Consider the following 14,265-nt stretch of genomic DNA (forward strand, 5'->3'; position numbering starts at 1 on the left):
TCTCTATGGCGAACCAGAGCGCCCTGACCGAGCAGGAGAAGCAGGCCCGGCTCGATGTCAACCAGCTCAAGCAGCTGGTGGGCCTGGTGGAGTACGACCCGAGCAACGATCCATTCCCCGTAACTGGTTGGGATGCCATCGTTTTCGTGGTCGGCAATGCCACCGAGGCGGCGAGCTACTTCCAGTCCACGTGGGGCATGGAACTGGTCGCGTACTCGGGGCCGGAGAACGGCAACCGCGACCACAAGGCGTTCGTCCTACGCTCGGGCTCGGTCCGGTTCGTTCTGAAGGGCGCGGTCAGCCCCGAGAGTTCCCTGGTGGCGCACCACGCCAGCCACGGCGACGGCGTCGTCGACATCTCGTTGGAGGTGCCAGACGTCGACCGGTGCATCGCGCAGGCCAAGAGCGCCGGTGCCACGGTCCTGGAAGAACCGCACGACCTGTCGGATGAGCACGGGACCGTGCGCGTCGCGGCCATCGCGGCCTACGGGCAGACCCGCCACACGCTGGTGCAGCGCGAGATCGCCGGCACGCGCTACGCCGGCCCCTACCTGCCGGGCTACGAACCGGCGACGAGCGGCTACGTCAAACGTGACGGTGCTCCCCCACGCCTGTTTCAAGCTTTGGACCACGTCGTCGGCAACGTCGAACTCGGCAAGATGGACGAGTGGGTCGGCTTCTACAACCGGGTCATGGGGTTCGTGAACCTGGCCGAGTTCATCGGCGACGACATCGCCACCGACTACTCGGCGCTGATGTCGAAGGTCGTGGCCAACGGCAACCATCGGGTGAAGTTCCCGCTCAACGAGCCGGCCGTGGCCAAGCGCAAGTCCCAGATCGATGAGTACCTGGAGTTCTACCGCGGTCCCGGCGTTCAGCACCTCGCACTCGCCACCAACGACATCCTGAGCAGCGTCGACGAATTGCGCAGGGCGGGAGTGCAATTCCTCGACACCCCGGATGCCTACTACGAAGACCCGGAACTGCGTGCCCGTATCGGTGAGGTGCGCGTACCAGTGGAGGAACTGCAGCAGCGCGGCATCCTCGTCGATCGCGACGAAGACGGGTATCTACTGCAGATCTTCACCAAACCGTTGGGTGATCGGCCGACGGTCTTCTTCGAGCTCATAGAGCGCCACGGCTCACTGGGTTTCGGGAAGGGCAACTTCAAGGCCCTCTTCGAGTCGATCGAACGTGAGCAGGAAAAGCGCGGGAACCTGTGATGGCCGAATACCAGTCCGGCTTCGGCAACAGCTTCGAAAGCGAGGCGCTGCCCGGCGCGTTGCCCGTCGGCCGCAACTCACCACAGCAATGCGCCTACGGCCTCTACGCCGAACAGCTCAGCGGCTCACCGTTCACCGCACCCCGCGCCTCCAACAAGCGGTCCTGGCTGTACCGCATTCGGCCGAGCGTGGCCCACTGGGGCCCCTTCACTCCTGTTGACGCCGAAGGGGCGTCGCACTGGCGCTCGGCGCCCGACGACGCGCCCCCGGTGCCCATTGCCCAAATGCGTTGGAACCCATTGCCACTGCCGGATCCAGCAGTCGAGGACACCACATTCATCACGGGCGTACGCACCATCACGACCGGCGGAGACGTCAACACCCGCACCGGATTCGCCAACAGCATCTATTCCATCACGTCGTCGATGGTGGACTCGTACTTCTACAACGGCGATGCCGAGATGTTGTTCGTCCTGGAGCACGGCGATGTGCGGTTCTGCACCGAGTTCGGGATCATCGACGCCGAGCCCGGCGAGATCGTCGTCATCCCGCGCGGCGTGAAACTGCGCGTCGAGGTGCCTGACGGTCCGGCCCGCGGCTACCTGTGTGAGAACTACGGCGGTATCTTCACTCTCCCTGAGCGCGGCCCGATCGGCGCCAACTGCCTGGCCAATTCGCGCGACTTCCTCACCCCCGTCGCGAACTACGAGGATCGCGAGGTCCCGTCGACGATGTATGTGAAGTGGGGTGGCACGCTGTGGCAGGCCGACCTGGACCAGTCACCGTTGGATGTCGTTGCCTGGCATGGAAACTACGCACCCTACAAGTACGACATGCGGCGCTTCTCCCCCGTCGGCCCGGTGCTGTTCGACCATGCCGACCCATCCATCTTCACGGTGCTCACCTCGCCCAGCGAGACGCCGGGCACCGCCAACGTCGACTTCGTGTGCTTCCCCGAGCGGTGGATGGTCGCCGAGGACACCTTCCGCCCGCCGTGGTACCACATGAACGTCATGAGCGAGTTCATGGGACTCGTGCGCGGTGTCTACGACGCCAAACCCGACGGCTTCGTTCCGGGCGGCGTCAGCCTGCACAACTGCATGACCCCACATGGCCCTGACACCAACGCATTTCACGCCGCCAGCACCGAAGAGCTGAAGCCGGTCAAACAGGAGAACACGCTGGCCTTCATGTTCGAAACGCGGTTCCCACAGAAGGTTACGACCTACGCGGCGAATCTGCCCCAGCGGCAACAGGACTACGCAGACTGCTGGAGCGGCCTGATCAAGCGATTCGACCCGGACAAGCCGTGACCGCACTGGATTTCACTCACGACCCGGGCCGGCGAAGTTGGGTCACCACGGCACAAACCGGCAGTGGGTTCCCCCTGCAGAATCTCCCGTTCGGTGTGGTGGCAGGTGCCACCGGTGAACCGCACGGCGTCGTCCGCATCGGAGATGAGGTCCTGGATCTGGGCGGACTGGCCGCGTCGGGGTTGCTCACCGGTGAGGCTCACGCGGCGGCCGAAGCGGCCGCACATGGAACGCTGAATGCTCTGTTCGCCTTGGGTTCTGGACCGCGGACCGCGCTTCGCAGGGCGCTGCACGCACTGCTTGTCGAGGGCGGACCGCACCAGCAGACCGTCGTCGGTCTACTCACCCCGCTCAAAGAGGTCGACGTCCTACTGCCCGCCCGGATCGGGGACTACACCGACTTCTACGTCGGAATCCACCATGCCCGCAACATCGGTGCCCTCTTCCGTCCGGACAATCCGTTGCTGCCCAACTACAAATGGGTTCCGGTCGGCTATCACGGTCGTGCCTCCAGCGTGCGGGTCAGCGGCACCCCGATCACGCGCCCGCACGGCCAACTCAAGGCCGACGAGGCGTCGGCTCCGGTGCTGGCACCCACCCGGCGGCTGGATTTCGAGCTGGAACTCGGTGTGTGGATCGGTCCGGGTAATCGCCTCGGCGCGCCGGTGAGTCTCGATGATGCCGAATCTCATGTCGCTGGTTACTGCCTGCTCAACGACTGGTCCGCGCGCGACGTGCAAGCCTGGGAGTACCAGCCCCTCGGCCCGTTCCTGGCCAAGAGTTTCGGCACGACGGTCTCTCCCTGGGTGATCACCCCAGAAGCGTTGGCGCCGTTCCGGTCACCAATGCGCAGACCTGAGGACGACCCCGCTCTCCTGCCCTACCTCGACAGTCCTCGTCACCGTGCCAGTGGTGGACTCGACATCGAGCTAGCAGTCCTGATCCGTACCGCCCAGATGCGCAATGACGGGGACGCACCGCAGCTGATCTCGCGTTCGTCCAGCCGGCACATGTACTGGAGCGTCGCGCAGATGGTCACTCACCACACCAGCAATGGATGCAACCTCCAACCCGGCGACCTGCTCGGCAGCGGCACTCTCTCCGGGCCTACTGCCGGTTCCGAAGGCAGCCTGATGGAGCTCAGTCACGGCGGCAAAGAACCGATCACCTTGCCCAACAGTGAAACTCGTACGTTCCTCGAAGACGGTGACGAAGTCGTGCTGACTGCCCGCGCCCATCGCCCGGGCGCGGCCAGCATCGGATTCGGCGAGTGTGTCGGGATGATCTACGCAACAACATGATCGGTGGCCGCGCGTGAGCTGATCAGAGTCATCGCCGGCTCGATCAGTGCGAGCAGACGTTCACGCGAAATGCCGTCCCGGGCCTGAACGGATATCCCGTGTAGCACGGCGGCATACATGTCGCCCAAGGCCTGAACATCGGTACCGTCAGGAAGTTCGCCCATGGCGACCGCATCGCGTAGCCGTTCGACCAGCGACGCGGTTCGCCTGCGGCGGTGCTCGGTAAGCCATTGGCGCACCTCATGATTGGCCGGTGAGCAATTGGCGGCCGAGCTGACGACCATGCAACCGCGGGCACCGTGCCGCGTGTACACGTCGACCGCCTCCCGCAGTGTCCGCTCGATTGCGCGGTGGGCCGTCGGCTCTTCGGCGAGCGCTCGTTCGGCGAACCCGCCTTCCTCCTGTTCGTACCGCTCGATCGCCTCCCGGAACAACGTCTCCTTCGAGCCGTATGCCGCGTACAGCCGAGCCGATGCCAGTCCGGTCGCCGAGACCAAGTCGGTCATGGACGTGGTCTCGAAGCCGCGCTCCCAGAACACATGCTGAATCTGCTCCAGCACCTGGGCCCTGTCGAACTCCCTCGGCCTACCGGACATCTCCCACCCTCAGAATCGGTCGATCACCACGACACCGGCTGTGCCGAAGGTCTCCATCGATTCAAGCACCGCGGTGACCTCATCGAGACCGACGGTACGGGAGACGATCTCGTCGGGTTTGAGCCGCCCGGCCTCGATCATCGCGATCATCGCGTCGAATTGGTGCCCCGCCATTCCGAAGGCGCTGAGGAACTCGAGTTCCTTGATGAGCATCAGATCGATCGGCACCGCGATACGACCGCCCGCTGCGGCGACGGTATGGCCCAACTGCAAATGACGGCCGCGCGAACGCAACGAATGCACCGATGCCTCACAGGTCTGCGCAAGTCCGATCGCATCTATCGACACGTGGGCGCCACCGGCGGTCAGCTCCACAATCTCGGACGCGGCGTCCAGCGCCGTCGCCTTCGTGACGTGAACCGCCCCGAGTCGACGCGCCTCGGCGAGCTTGTCGTCGGAAATGTCCACTGCGATCACGTTGGCGCCGGCAGCCGCCGCGATTTGGACTGCGGCCAAACCCATCCCGCCGCCCGCGCCGTAGACCGCAACCCAGTCACCAGGGCGTACCCGGGCTTGGTTGACGATGCCGTGGAACGCCGCGATGTAGCGGCACCCGAGACTGGCCGCCGCGACAAACCCCAATGACTCCGGCAGCGCCACCATGTTCACGTCGGCAAAGCGGACGACTACGTACTCGGCGAATGCGCCCCAGTACGAGACTCCGGGCACCAACGTGTCGCCGTGAGCGCACACGTGCTGATGGCCCGCACGGCACATCTCACATGTGCCGTCTCCCGGGTTCATCGGGAAGGTGACTCTGTCCCCCGCGCGCCAGCGACGGACCTCTGAACCGACTTCCTCCACAACACCCGCGAATTCGTGGCCCAAGACGAAGGGAGCGCTGATCCGAGGGCCGCCCGCCCAGAAATTATCCGACCACAGAGCCCAATCCGTACGGCAGATCCCGTTGGCCATGACCCGCACGATCGCACCGTCGGCCGGACAGCTCGGGTCCGCCACATCTCGAACAACCAATGGACGCCCGAGTTCCTCGATCACTGCAGCCCGCACTGTTGCCTCACTTCTTTGTTGATCGACAAAGAATAGCGCATGGAAGCACCCCTGGGCACGCGGTGTGTATCTATGCGTGCGCTGACGCGTCGTGCACCAAGCGCTGCACCATGTCGTCGTCGACTGTGGCGAAGAATCCGCCGATGACATCTTCGATCTCGTTGAATCCTCTGGCGCAGAAGAGAACTGGCTGATAGTGCGTGATGTCGTAGGTTTGCACACCCATCCGGCCGATGTTCAGTTGCCGGAGGTCGGCCACATCGATCTGCTGAATCTCCCCATATGACGACAGCAGACCGGCGCCGTAGGCCCGCACTTCCCCATGCTCGCGGACCACCCCGAATTCGAGGGAGAACCAGAAGACCTTCGAGAGAAATTCCAGCGCCTCAGTCGTTTTCACGCGCTGGGCCGCCTGGCCGGCCAACCGGTACAACGCCGCGAAACGATCGTGTGCCAGGCAATTGCCGTGGCCGACCACCTCGTGGATCAGGTCGGGCTCGGGCGTGTAGAGCGGCACGGAGTGGTGCCGGATGTACTGGGTGGAATGGAAGATGCCGTCCGCGAGGAGTCCGTAGAACTCCCGCAGTGGCACCAACCCGGCGGCCGGTACGTACTGAAAGCCGGTGAGCGGCCCCAGCAATTCGTTGACCTCGACAAGTTGTGGGATGCGGTCCTCGGGGAGCCCGAGCCGCTCCCGTCCCTGCAGATACACGGCGCACGCCCGGCGCTGGTGTAGCCGGTGCAGCTCGGCGCACGCGATGCGCCAGACCTCCTGCTCGTCGTCGGTGTAGGTCGCGATGGGCGGTGGTGTTCCGGGCTGCCAGTCGATGGCGAGCGCAGCTATCGCGTTGCGGCGGGCGCGGTATTCCGGATCTACTGCCCCTGGGTGATTGTCGGCGAGGTGAACGGTGACGCCATCTCCTGAGCGCGTCACCGGCGCATATAACTGCGCTTCTTCGAACATCGCTGCCTCCCGGAGGTCCGGGCGTCGCACTGAGCGGCGTCTACAAACCAGGATATGCGCGCTGGTTGCGTGCGACCGTCTAGGCGTTGCCCGCGAGTTTCGCCGTCAGGCCGGCTGCTTCCGGGTGACCTTGACCATCATCTTGGAGTAACCCTTCACGAAATTGGACTGCGTGTACTCAGGCTCCCCCACGACCTCGATGTCCTCGAATCGTGCCAGCAGCTCCTCCCACAAGATCTTGAGCTGCAACTCGGCGAGACGGCTGCCCATGCAGCGGTGGATGCCGATGCCGAACGCCAGGTGATGGCGGGCGTTGTGGCGGCCGATGATGAAGTCGTCCGGATTCTCGAACTTGCGCTCGTCGCGGTTGGCCGAGGCGTACCACATGACGAGCTTGTCGCCCTTCCGGATGAACTGCCCGCCCAGAATGGTGTCTTGCTTGGCGACGCGGCGCATGTACGCCAACGGTGTCTGCCAGCGGATGATTTCGTGGACCGCCTTGTTGATGAGTGCGGGGTCTGCCTTGAGCCGCGCGAACTCCTCGGGGTTCTGGTTCAGGGCGAGCACGCCACCCGTCATCGAATTACGGGTGGTGTCGTTGCCGCCCACGATGAGCAGAATCAGGTTGCCGAGGAACTCCATCGGCCGATCAATCAGGTCCTTGGTGTCCTCGGACGACTGCATCAGCGTGATGAGGTCGAAACCGGGCTTCTCACCGGCCGCCAGCCGCGCCTTCTTGTCGTGCCAAAGGGCGCTGAATGCGCGCGCCATATCGGCTGCGGCGCTGAACATCTCATCCATGTCGGCCTCACCGCCGGTGGCCGAGGCGCTGCCGGCCACGGTGTCGGTCCAATAGACCAACTTGCGGCGCTCGTCGTAGGGGAAGTCGAGCAACGTCGCCAGCATGCGTGAGGTCAGTTCGATCGAGACGGTGTCGACCCAGTCGAACGGTTCGTCCATGGGCAGACCGTCGAGGACCTCCTGCACCCGGGTCCGAATCAGTGCTTCCATCTCCTGGAGGTTCTGGGGTGCCACCACGCCCTGAACGGCCCCGCGCTGCTCGTCATGACGCGGCGGATCCATCGCGATGAACATCTCGACGTCCAAGCCCTCGGGCGGGTCGCCGATGATGATCTGCGGCTCGGCGGAGAACCGGTCGTGGTCCTTGTCGACGGTGACGATGTCGTCGTATCGGGTGATCGACCAGTAGGGCCCGAACGGGCTGTTCGGCTGGTAGTGCACCGGCGCCTCGTCACGCAGCCGCTTGAAGTAGGACTGCCAGCGACCCTGGCGGAACATGAACGGGTTGCTCATGTCGATCTCGGCCAGCGGCACATCCGCGGCGTCGGGAATCGGGGATTCGACGAAGACGGGCGACTTGTCGCCGACGACCGATTTCTTCGTCTTCTGATAGAGGTGCATGCCCTTGATCTGCAGGGGCATCGGGATCGTCGACTGAGCCCGGTTGAGCACCGGATCGAGAATCGCTTCCTGCGCCTTGGTGATTGCCTGATCGAGAATGTTCACGAGTTTCTCCGTCTTGTCAGATCTGGAATTTCGAGTAATGGATCGGCAGGTGACCAATTCTCGTGCCGTTTGCTGCGCGGCAATGCGGGAATGGTCAGTTCTGAGTCATGTGTGCACGGTGTGGTTCCGGTGCTCGAGTGCGTCACGGTTCCGGCGCACGAATTCGAGGTCGCCTTCCAGCAGTGCGACGAAGGGCCGGGCGCCGTCGTTGCCGGCTTCTGCGGCGGCACGGCATGAGCGGACCGCCGCACTGATTCGAGCGATGATGTCGTCGACGAATCCATCGCGGTCATCGAGTCCATATGCGTCCAGGAACATTTCGAGGCGGCGGGCGACATCAGGTGCCTTGGACCAACCGCGAGCACGGGCGTGGGCGCGGGCGTGGAGGCCGACGACGTGCCACGCGGCATATGCCAGATCCGCGCGCCGCGTGGTCGGGCCGGCGTTGTCCCAGTCGATCAGCGAGTGGATTCGGCCCGTGGAGTCCGCGACCAGGTTTGCGAGGCTGACGTCGTTGTGACCGATGATCTCGCCGTCCCGCAGGCCGCGGCTGCCGTCACGCCACTGCAGCTCGGGGCCGGGGCGGAAGCTCTCGACGGCGTCGTGGAACCGGCGAAGGAGGCGCGCGACACGAACCAGGTTCGCCTCGAAGCGCAGCCACGTGGGCCAGCCGTCGGCGCTGGCCGCCGTCTGCCCGTCGATGAAGGTCAGGACTTCATGGCCTTCGGAATCGACGCCAAAGACCCGGGGTGCACCGTCGAAGCCGACGGCTTCCAGGTGCTTGAGGAGTTCGTGCACCGCTGGTGTCCAATGGCCGGTCGAGCGGCGGACGGTTCCTCCGGTTCGAAGGACAGTGCCGCCCCAGCCGCCGGCCAGCCGCTCCGCGTGGTCTGTGACTGCAACCATGGGACCCTCCTCGCATCGACTGTTCGTTGACAGCAACGCTACGAATGAAAAGGTGCAGCTGGGAGACCCTAAGCGGCCGAATACTTACTCGAAGTGGCAACGTCGAGAGCGGATGTAAGCTACCCGCCGTGGCCGTCCTCGATCAGTACCACCTCTCCGGTGCCTGGAACTTCCGAGACGTCGGCGCACTGCGGACCGACGACGGACGCGAGATCCGACCCGGAGTTCTCTACCGATCGTCAGAGCTGTGTGCGCTGGACGCCGACGGTCAAAGTAATCTCCGCGACCTGGCGATCACCGACGTCATCGATCTGCGCAGCCAAACTGAAATCGCCTGGAATGGGCCCGACGTCCTGCCGCCGGGTGTGACGCTGCATGTCGCGTCGGTGCATGACGACGCGCAACAGAACGCCCCGCATGAACCCGGACGCGTGGTCACACCGGAGCTGTTCGAGGCGGCCCTCGAGCACGCCTACAGCCGTTTTCCGCTGCTGCCAACCGGCCAGCACGCGCTCGCGTACACCATTCGCGTGGTGGCCGAAGCGCACGGTGGCGTCCTCATTCACTGTGCGGCGGGCAAGGATCGCGCCGGCTGGATCGTCGCCGCACTACTGCGCGCCGCCGGCATCTGCGGGTCGGACATCCTGGCCGACTACCTGCGGAGCAATGAGTCCGTCGAACCGCTGCGCAGGCACGTGCTGGCCCGCAACGGTGATCTCTCCCAACTCTCGGACAAGACCCTGGGCGTCCACGACGATTTCATCGCCGCATCGTGGCGAGCGGTTGATGAGCAGTACGGCACCTTCGACGTGTACCTGAGTCAGATCGGCGTCGACGAGACCATGGTCGCCGCACTTCGCCGCCGGTTGCTCGGCTGAAACCGAAACGCGCACAACCAATTCGGCGAACCAAACGATCTCTGTGCAGCGACTTACTAGATTTGGCAACGTGGTTGACTGGGATATCCCCCGCACACCGGCAAGTGTCGGTGTGCTGCTCGGCCTGGCCAGCGAACGGGGCGTCACCCCGGAAGCTTGTCTGGCCGGCTCTCGCCTGACCGTTCGCGGTCTGCAAAGCTCGAGCGCCGAGGTCACCGCACGCCAGGAATTGACTGTCGTCGCGAATCTGCTTGAAGCGCTTGACTATCCCGACGATCTCGGTGTCGAAGTGGGGCTTCGCTATCGCCTGGCCACCTACGGAATCTTCGGATTCGCATTGATCAGCAGCCCGACCTTGCGCAGTGCGATCGATGTCGGCGTGCGGTATCTCGATCTCACGTTTGCCTCATCGCGGCTTGGCACCCGGGTGGTCGACGACGAGTTGCAGTTCGTCCTGGAGGCGCCGGGGACACCGGACCGCATCCGCAGGTTCGATATCGACCGGTTGGCCACGGCCATCGCCGTGATCAAGCGCGAACTCTCAGCGGAGCTGCCGCCCTTCGGGGTTCGTTTCACTCATCCGCGCCCGGCCAGTGTCGACCGGTACGTCGCCGCGTTCGATACCGAGCCGGAGTTCGATGCACCCGAGAACCTGCTGATTCTGCCCGCCGGCTTGCTCGACCTCCCACTGCCACAGGCCAACGCCTACAACTCCGCTGCCACCCAGGAGCAATGCCGCAATCTCCTCGAAGAACGCCGCAGCCGGACCGGGCTCTCCGGTCAGGTTCGCGACCTGCTACTCGCGTCGCCGGCGCAACCGCCGAGCGCGGACGAGATTGCCCACGCCCTGCTGATGAGCCCGCGGACGCTACGCCACCGACTCGGCGCCGAGGGAACTTCCTATCGCGAACTGCTCGACGAGATTCGGCAGCGGCTCTCGGAGGAAATGCTGATCGGCGGCCGCTTGACGGTCGCCGAGACGGCTAGCCGACTCGGGTACGTCGAGTTGTCGAGTTTTTCGCAGGCGTTCCGCCGTTGGCACGGGATGAGCCCGCGCGCCTTCCGCGCCGCCCGAAGCTGAACCCGAGGAAGCGAAAAGTATTGCGCCCAAAGGTCATCGAAGAGCTGAGGTCGCAGCGTCCCACCAGACGAGCACCCGTGTCCCGTACAAGGTGAGCCACTTCGACGGCTGTCCGGGTGGCACGTCGACTTCGAACCACACTCGGCCTGGTTGCCGGCCCGTCTGCAACCACGTGCCGTCGGGCTGCCTGGCAGCCCGAACGATGGCGATCGCCTCGCTGATCCGAGGATCGGGAGCTGTGCCCTCGTGTAGTGCGGCGAGGCGGAAATACTCGCAGGCGTTGAGGGCGCTATAGGACCACCGAATGGGATAGCTGAAATCGTTGATCCATTGCCCCACTGGCTGATTCGTCGTGAGCCGATTGATCAACCGGCGTTCGAGTAGGTACTCCTCGCCGCGACGGCGCGCAGACCGGATCTCGGTGGCGCCCCCAGTGGCCGCCTCGAACGCGAGCAGCCCTTTCAGCGAGTTCAGCGTGGAATGAAACGACGACCGGCGCGACCCCTCGACCCACTCGCAGTTCCACCCGCCGTCAGGCAGCTGATGTTCGAGAAACCAGTCCGCGATGCCGTCGACGTTCGCGCCCAGCCACAGCCCGTTGGCCAGGGTCCAGGCGTTGATGCAGCAATCCACCTCGCCCGCCCAGTAAGGCAGGTTGTCGTACTCCCAGCGGCAGTGTTCATCGAGCAACTCGACGGTCCGGCGGTCCCGCAACACCGAGGCGTCAAGGCCCCACTCTCGCAGTGCGTTCAATGTCCACGTTGTGGCGGTCCACGGCTGACCATCATCGGAGCCAGCAGGGTCGTCGAAGTCGTAGTCTGCCGGGAAGAAGGCGCCGCCGGCCCACTGGCCATCGGCGTCCTGCAGAGTGAGCAGACGCGCGCCGAAGCCCTCGGTCGCGATCCGCGACCGCGTCGCCTCCCATACCTCGGGCGGGGCATCGAGCAGATCGCGCTCGACTTGCCAGCGCAACGTCGGGTCGGATTCCAGCAGCCAGTCCTGCAAGGCCCCGCTCGTCATCCGACCGCCATCACACTACGAGCAATAAACTTGGCCGTTGAGCACACAATTCGACGGTGGCGTGTAGGTGCCACTGAGCACGCCCCGAATCCCACCGTTGGCGGAACCGCCGGGCGGGATCACCCGATTCCAGCTCGCGGGCGTGATCACATAGTGCGTGCCGTACTGGGTAAAAGTGCTGCTCCACGCGTGCGAGATGGACTGCCCCATCGGCATGTCGAACTCGAGCTTCCAATCCGTCATCGGCACCGTGCTGTAGTTGGTGATGACGTAGCGTGCGATGAAGCCGTCCTGCCACGTGTGTTGCACCACCAGCCGCGCTCCCGCCGCAGCCGCGTGAGCCACCGCAGTGCCGGCAAGTCCGAGCACGACGACCGTCAGTGCGGACACGACAATGTGAAGCGCTGTGCGCCAGCGCTTCACATGAGAGCCCAGTCCAGTCATCGCATCCAAGGTTAGGCCCGCCGAGGAACGTCTCCGCCAACGGCGCAGGTGAGCAGCCAGACCTTTGCATGATTGATACCGTCACGAGATTTTCGCCGCGGTCGACTGCGATGGCGGATTTCCGCCAGCACCCCACGCGCTGCGGCCCATAGCGTCGATGCGTGACCACAACTGCACAACGCAATCCGGTAATCACCGGCACCACGGTCCTTTTCATGTCGCTGGCCGCGGCCTTGGGTACCGCGACGATCTACCCGCTGCAGCCGGCCATCGTCGACATCGCGCGATCGCTGGAGTCGGGGCCGGCGGCAGTCGGCGCGGCCTTGGCCTGCGGTCCGATCGGCTATCTGCTGGGTCTTGCTCTGCTGGTGCCCTTGGTGGACAGATTCTCGCCGCGGCGCGTCATCGCTGTGCAGTTCTTCGCGCTGGGCGGCGCACTCGCGTTGACCGCCGCTGCCGACGCTGTCTGGGTGATCGGCGTTGGATTACTACTGACCGGCGCCTGCTCCTCCGTGGGTGCGGGCTTGAGTTCTGTCGTCGGACGGCTCGCGCCCGAGCATCGGCGTTCGACCATTCTGGGTATCGTCACCGCCGGGATCTCCGCGGGCATCCTGGCCGGTCGCATCGCCGGTGGCTGGTTGACCGACGTGATCGGCTGGCACGCAATGCTTCTCGTTGTCGCCGCAGCCACCTTCGCTGTCGCGGGTGCATGTCTGATGTTCCTGCCGACCGAGCCCGGAACGGTCGGGCAGAACTATCTCGCCGGATTGGCATCGGTGCCTGGACTACTGCTGCGAGACCGGGTGCTACGCCGTGGCGCCGTGCGCGGCGCCCTGTGGTTCTTCGCGTTCTGTGCGGTCTGGTCGGGAATCGCCATCGCGTTGTCGCAGAAGCCATTCTCATTGTCCGCCAAGGACATCGGACTCTATGCGCTGGCGGGCATCGCCGGGATCTTCGCGACACGCATCGCGGGCGGATGCACGGACCGGTTCGGCTTCCGGCCAGTGCTTTTGGTGGGTCTCGCGGCCGCTGGCGCCGCATGCCCGGTTCTTGCGTTCAGGTTGGACAGTCCTGTGGCGACGATGGTCGCTCTCGCGGTGTTCGATGCCGGGCTGTTCGCGGCGCAGGTCGCGAATCAGACCACCATCTTGGCGATCGACCCGTCCGCGCCGGCCCGCTTCAACAGCGCGTACATGATGGTCTACTTCGTCGGCGGGAGCCTCGGGACCGCGTTCGGTGCGGCCGCAGTCACCTCATGGGGTTGGCCGGCGACTGTCGGCGCTTGTGGTGCAGCACTTCTCATCGCCGCGCTGCTCAGTGGCGATCGACTGCGGCGCATGCCGTGAGTGCCGCCTCGATGGTGGCGTCGATCAGGACGTCATCGATGGGCCCGATCGGCGGTAGCGCTGCCCGCAGCAGCAGTGGACCGGTCAGCAGGTCGGAGATGACGTCCGGGTGCGCGGGCGGCGCGATCTCGCCGCGGTCGGCGGCGCGGGCGAGCAACGCGGCGACGGAGCGGCGGCGTGGTTCCATGAACCGCGCGTAGAACACCCCGGCCAGCTGCTCGTCGTTCCTGAGGTCGCTCAAGACGCCGGCCAATCCCGCCTGCACCATCGGGTCGGTGAAAAAGAAGCGCTGAAGCTCCTGAATCGCCCGCAGGTCATCGCGCAGATCGCCGCTGTCGGACGCGGGATCCAGCCCGAAACGGCTCACCAGCAGCGCGACCACCAACTCCCCCGGAGTCTTCGCCCGACGGTAGATCGCGGCCCGGGTGGTGCCTGCCATCTTGGCGATCCGGTCGATGTTCACCGCTGAATAGCCATGCGAAAGCAACACCGCCTCAGTCGCATTCGCGATGGCGGTGTCCAGGACAGTGTCGCGTGGACGACCTCGAAGACCAGACATGTGCTCGTCCGAACTTTAGCGTTGACCGATTAACGA

The 14,265-nt window shown here is 64.8% G+C and carries 13 protein-coding genes and 1 pseudogene; 6 read left to right on the plus strand and 8 right to left on the minus strand.

Features of this window, described 5'->3' with window-relative positions; translation table 11 throughout:
* The first annotated feature begins 5 nt into the window (after positions 1 to 5).
* Genes hppD through fahA form a run of 3 tightly spaced genes read left to right on the plus strand, consistent with a single transcriptional unit; the run spans position 6 to position 3,837 of the window.
* The gene (hppD, locus tag AC1U2B_RS22310; protein WP_480218505.1) at positions 6 to 1,223 is read left to right on the plus strand and encodes a 4-hydroxyphenylpyruvate dioxygenase; all 1,218 of its coding nucleotides are present in this window, start codon (positions 6 to 8) and stop codon (positions 1,221 to 1,223) included.
* Positions 1,223 to 2,536 carry a homogentisate 1,2-dioxygenase gene (gene hmgA, locus AC1U2B_RS22315; protein ID WP_480218506.1) on the plus strand — a complete coding sequence of 438 codons (1,314 nt, stop codon included), beginning with the start codon at positions 1,223 to 1,225 and terminating at the stop codon, positions 2,534 to 2,536. The genes hppD and hmgA overlap by 1 nt, the downstream gene beginning before the upstream one ends.
* A complete protein-coding gene (gene fahA / locus AC1U2B_RS22320; protein WP_480218507.1) occupies positions 2,533 to 3,837 on the plus strand; it encodes a fumarylacetoacetase in 1,305 nt (434 codons plus the stop codon). The genes hmgA and fahA overlap by 4 nt, the downstream gene beginning before the upstream one ends.
* Here fahA and AC1U2B_RS22325 read toward each other — a convergent pair.
* The 5 genes and pseudogenes from AC1U2B_RS22325 to AC1U2B_RS22345 form a co-directional block, all read right to left on the minus strand.
* A complete protein-coding gene (locus tag AC1U2B_RS22325) occupies positions 3,822 to 4,433 on the minus strand; it encodes a TetR/AcrR family transcriptional regulator (protein ID WP_480218508.1) in 612 nt (203 codons plus the stop codon). The genes fahA and AC1U2B_RS22325 overlap by 16 nt on opposite strands.
* A gap of 9 nt (positions 4,434 to 4,442) precedes the next feature.
* Positions 4,443 to 5,654 (minus strand): alcohol dehydrogenase catalytic domain-containing protein, encoded by a 1,212-nt coding sequence (locus AC1U2B_RS22330; protein WP_480218600.1) that lies wholly within the window; start codon positions 5,652 to 5,654, stop codon positions 4,443 to 4,445.
* Entirely contained in the window at positions 5,575 to 6,468 is an 894-nt protein-coding gene (locus tag AC1U2B_RS22335) for a phenylalanine 4-monooxygenase (RefSeq protein WP_480218509.1), read from the minus strand. Before AC1U2B_RS22335 ends, AC1U2B_RS22330 begins: the two co-directional genes overlap by 80 nt.
* Positions 6,469 to 6,591: 123 nt before the next feature.
* Positions 6,592 to 7,911 (minus strand): annotated as a pseudogene (locus AC1U2B_RS22340) (cytochrome P450); the annotation flags it as partial.
* 189 nt (positions 7,912 to 8,100) lie between these two features.
* Positions 8,101 to 8,901, minus strand: coding sequence for a phosphotransferase (locus AC1U2B_RS22345; protein WP_480218510.1), 801 nt, complete (start codon positions 8,899 to 8,901; stop codon positions 8,101 to 8,103).
* Positions 8,902 to 9,029: 128 nt separating this feature from the next.
* On the opposite strand from AC1U2B_RS22345, the gene AC1U2B_RS22350 reads away from it, so the two are divergent.
* Together AC1U2B_RS22350 and AC1U2B_RS22355 are read left to right on the plus strand one after the other, a co-directional pair.
* Positions 9,030 to 9,779: a tyrosine-protein phosphatase gene (locus AC1U2B_RS22350; protein ID WP_480218511.1), complete on the plus strand. Its 750-nt coding sequence runs from the start codon at positions 9,030 to 9,032 to the stop codon at positions 9,777 to 9,779.
* 70 nt (positions 9,780 to 9,849) lie between these two features.
* A complete protein-coding gene (locus tag AC1U2B_RS22355) occupies positions 9,850 to 10,860 on the plus strand; it encodes an AraC family transcriptional regulator (protein WP_480218512.1) in 1,011 nt (336 codons plus the stop codon).
* A 33-nt stretch (positions 10,861 to 10,893) separates the two neighbouring features.
* On the opposite strand, the gene AC1U2B_RS22360 is transcribed toward AC1U2B_RS22355, so the two are convergent.
* Together AC1U2B_RS22360 and AC1U2B_RS22365 are read right to left on the minus strand one after the other, a co-directional pair.
* On the minus strand, positions 10,894 to 11,880 hold the full coding sequence (locus AC1U2B_RS22360; protein ID WP_480218513.1) for a prenyltransferase/squalene oxidase repeat-containing protein: 987 nt from the start codon (positions 11,878 to 11,880) through the stop codon (positions 10,894 to 10,896).
* Positions 11,881 to 11,895: 15 nt separating this feature from the next.
* Entirely contained in the window at positions 11,896 to 12,324 is a 429-nt protein-coding gene (locus AC1U2B_RS22365) for a cellulose-binding domain-containing protein (protein ID WP_260939741.1), read from the minus strand.
* Between the two features lie 161 nt (positions 12,325 to 12,485).
* Here AC1U2B_RS22365 and AC1U2B_RS22370 point away from each other — a divergent pair, with 161 nt between their 5' ends.
* Positions 12,486 to 13,670 (plus strand): MFS transporter, encoded by a 1,185-nt coding sequence (locus tag AC1U2B_RS22370; RefSeq protein ID WP_480218514.1) that lies wholly within the window; start codon positions 12,486 to 12,488, stop codon positions 13,668 to 13,670.
* On the opposite strand, the gene AC1U2B_RS22375 is transcribed toward AC1U2B_RS22370, so the two are convergent.
* Complete coding sequence (locus AC1U2B_RS22375) at positions 13,639 to 14,193, minus strand: TetR/AcrR family transcriptional regulator (RefSeq protein WP_480218601.1); 555 nt, start codon at positions 14,191 to 14,193, stop codon at positions 13,639 to 13,641. The genes AC1U2B_RS22370 and AC1U2B_RS22375 overlap by 32 nt on opposite strands.
* Positions 14,194 to 14,265 lie beyond the last annotated feature (72 nt).

It is taken from the genome of Mycolicibacterium sp. P4_G11 (genome assembly GCF_056555145.1).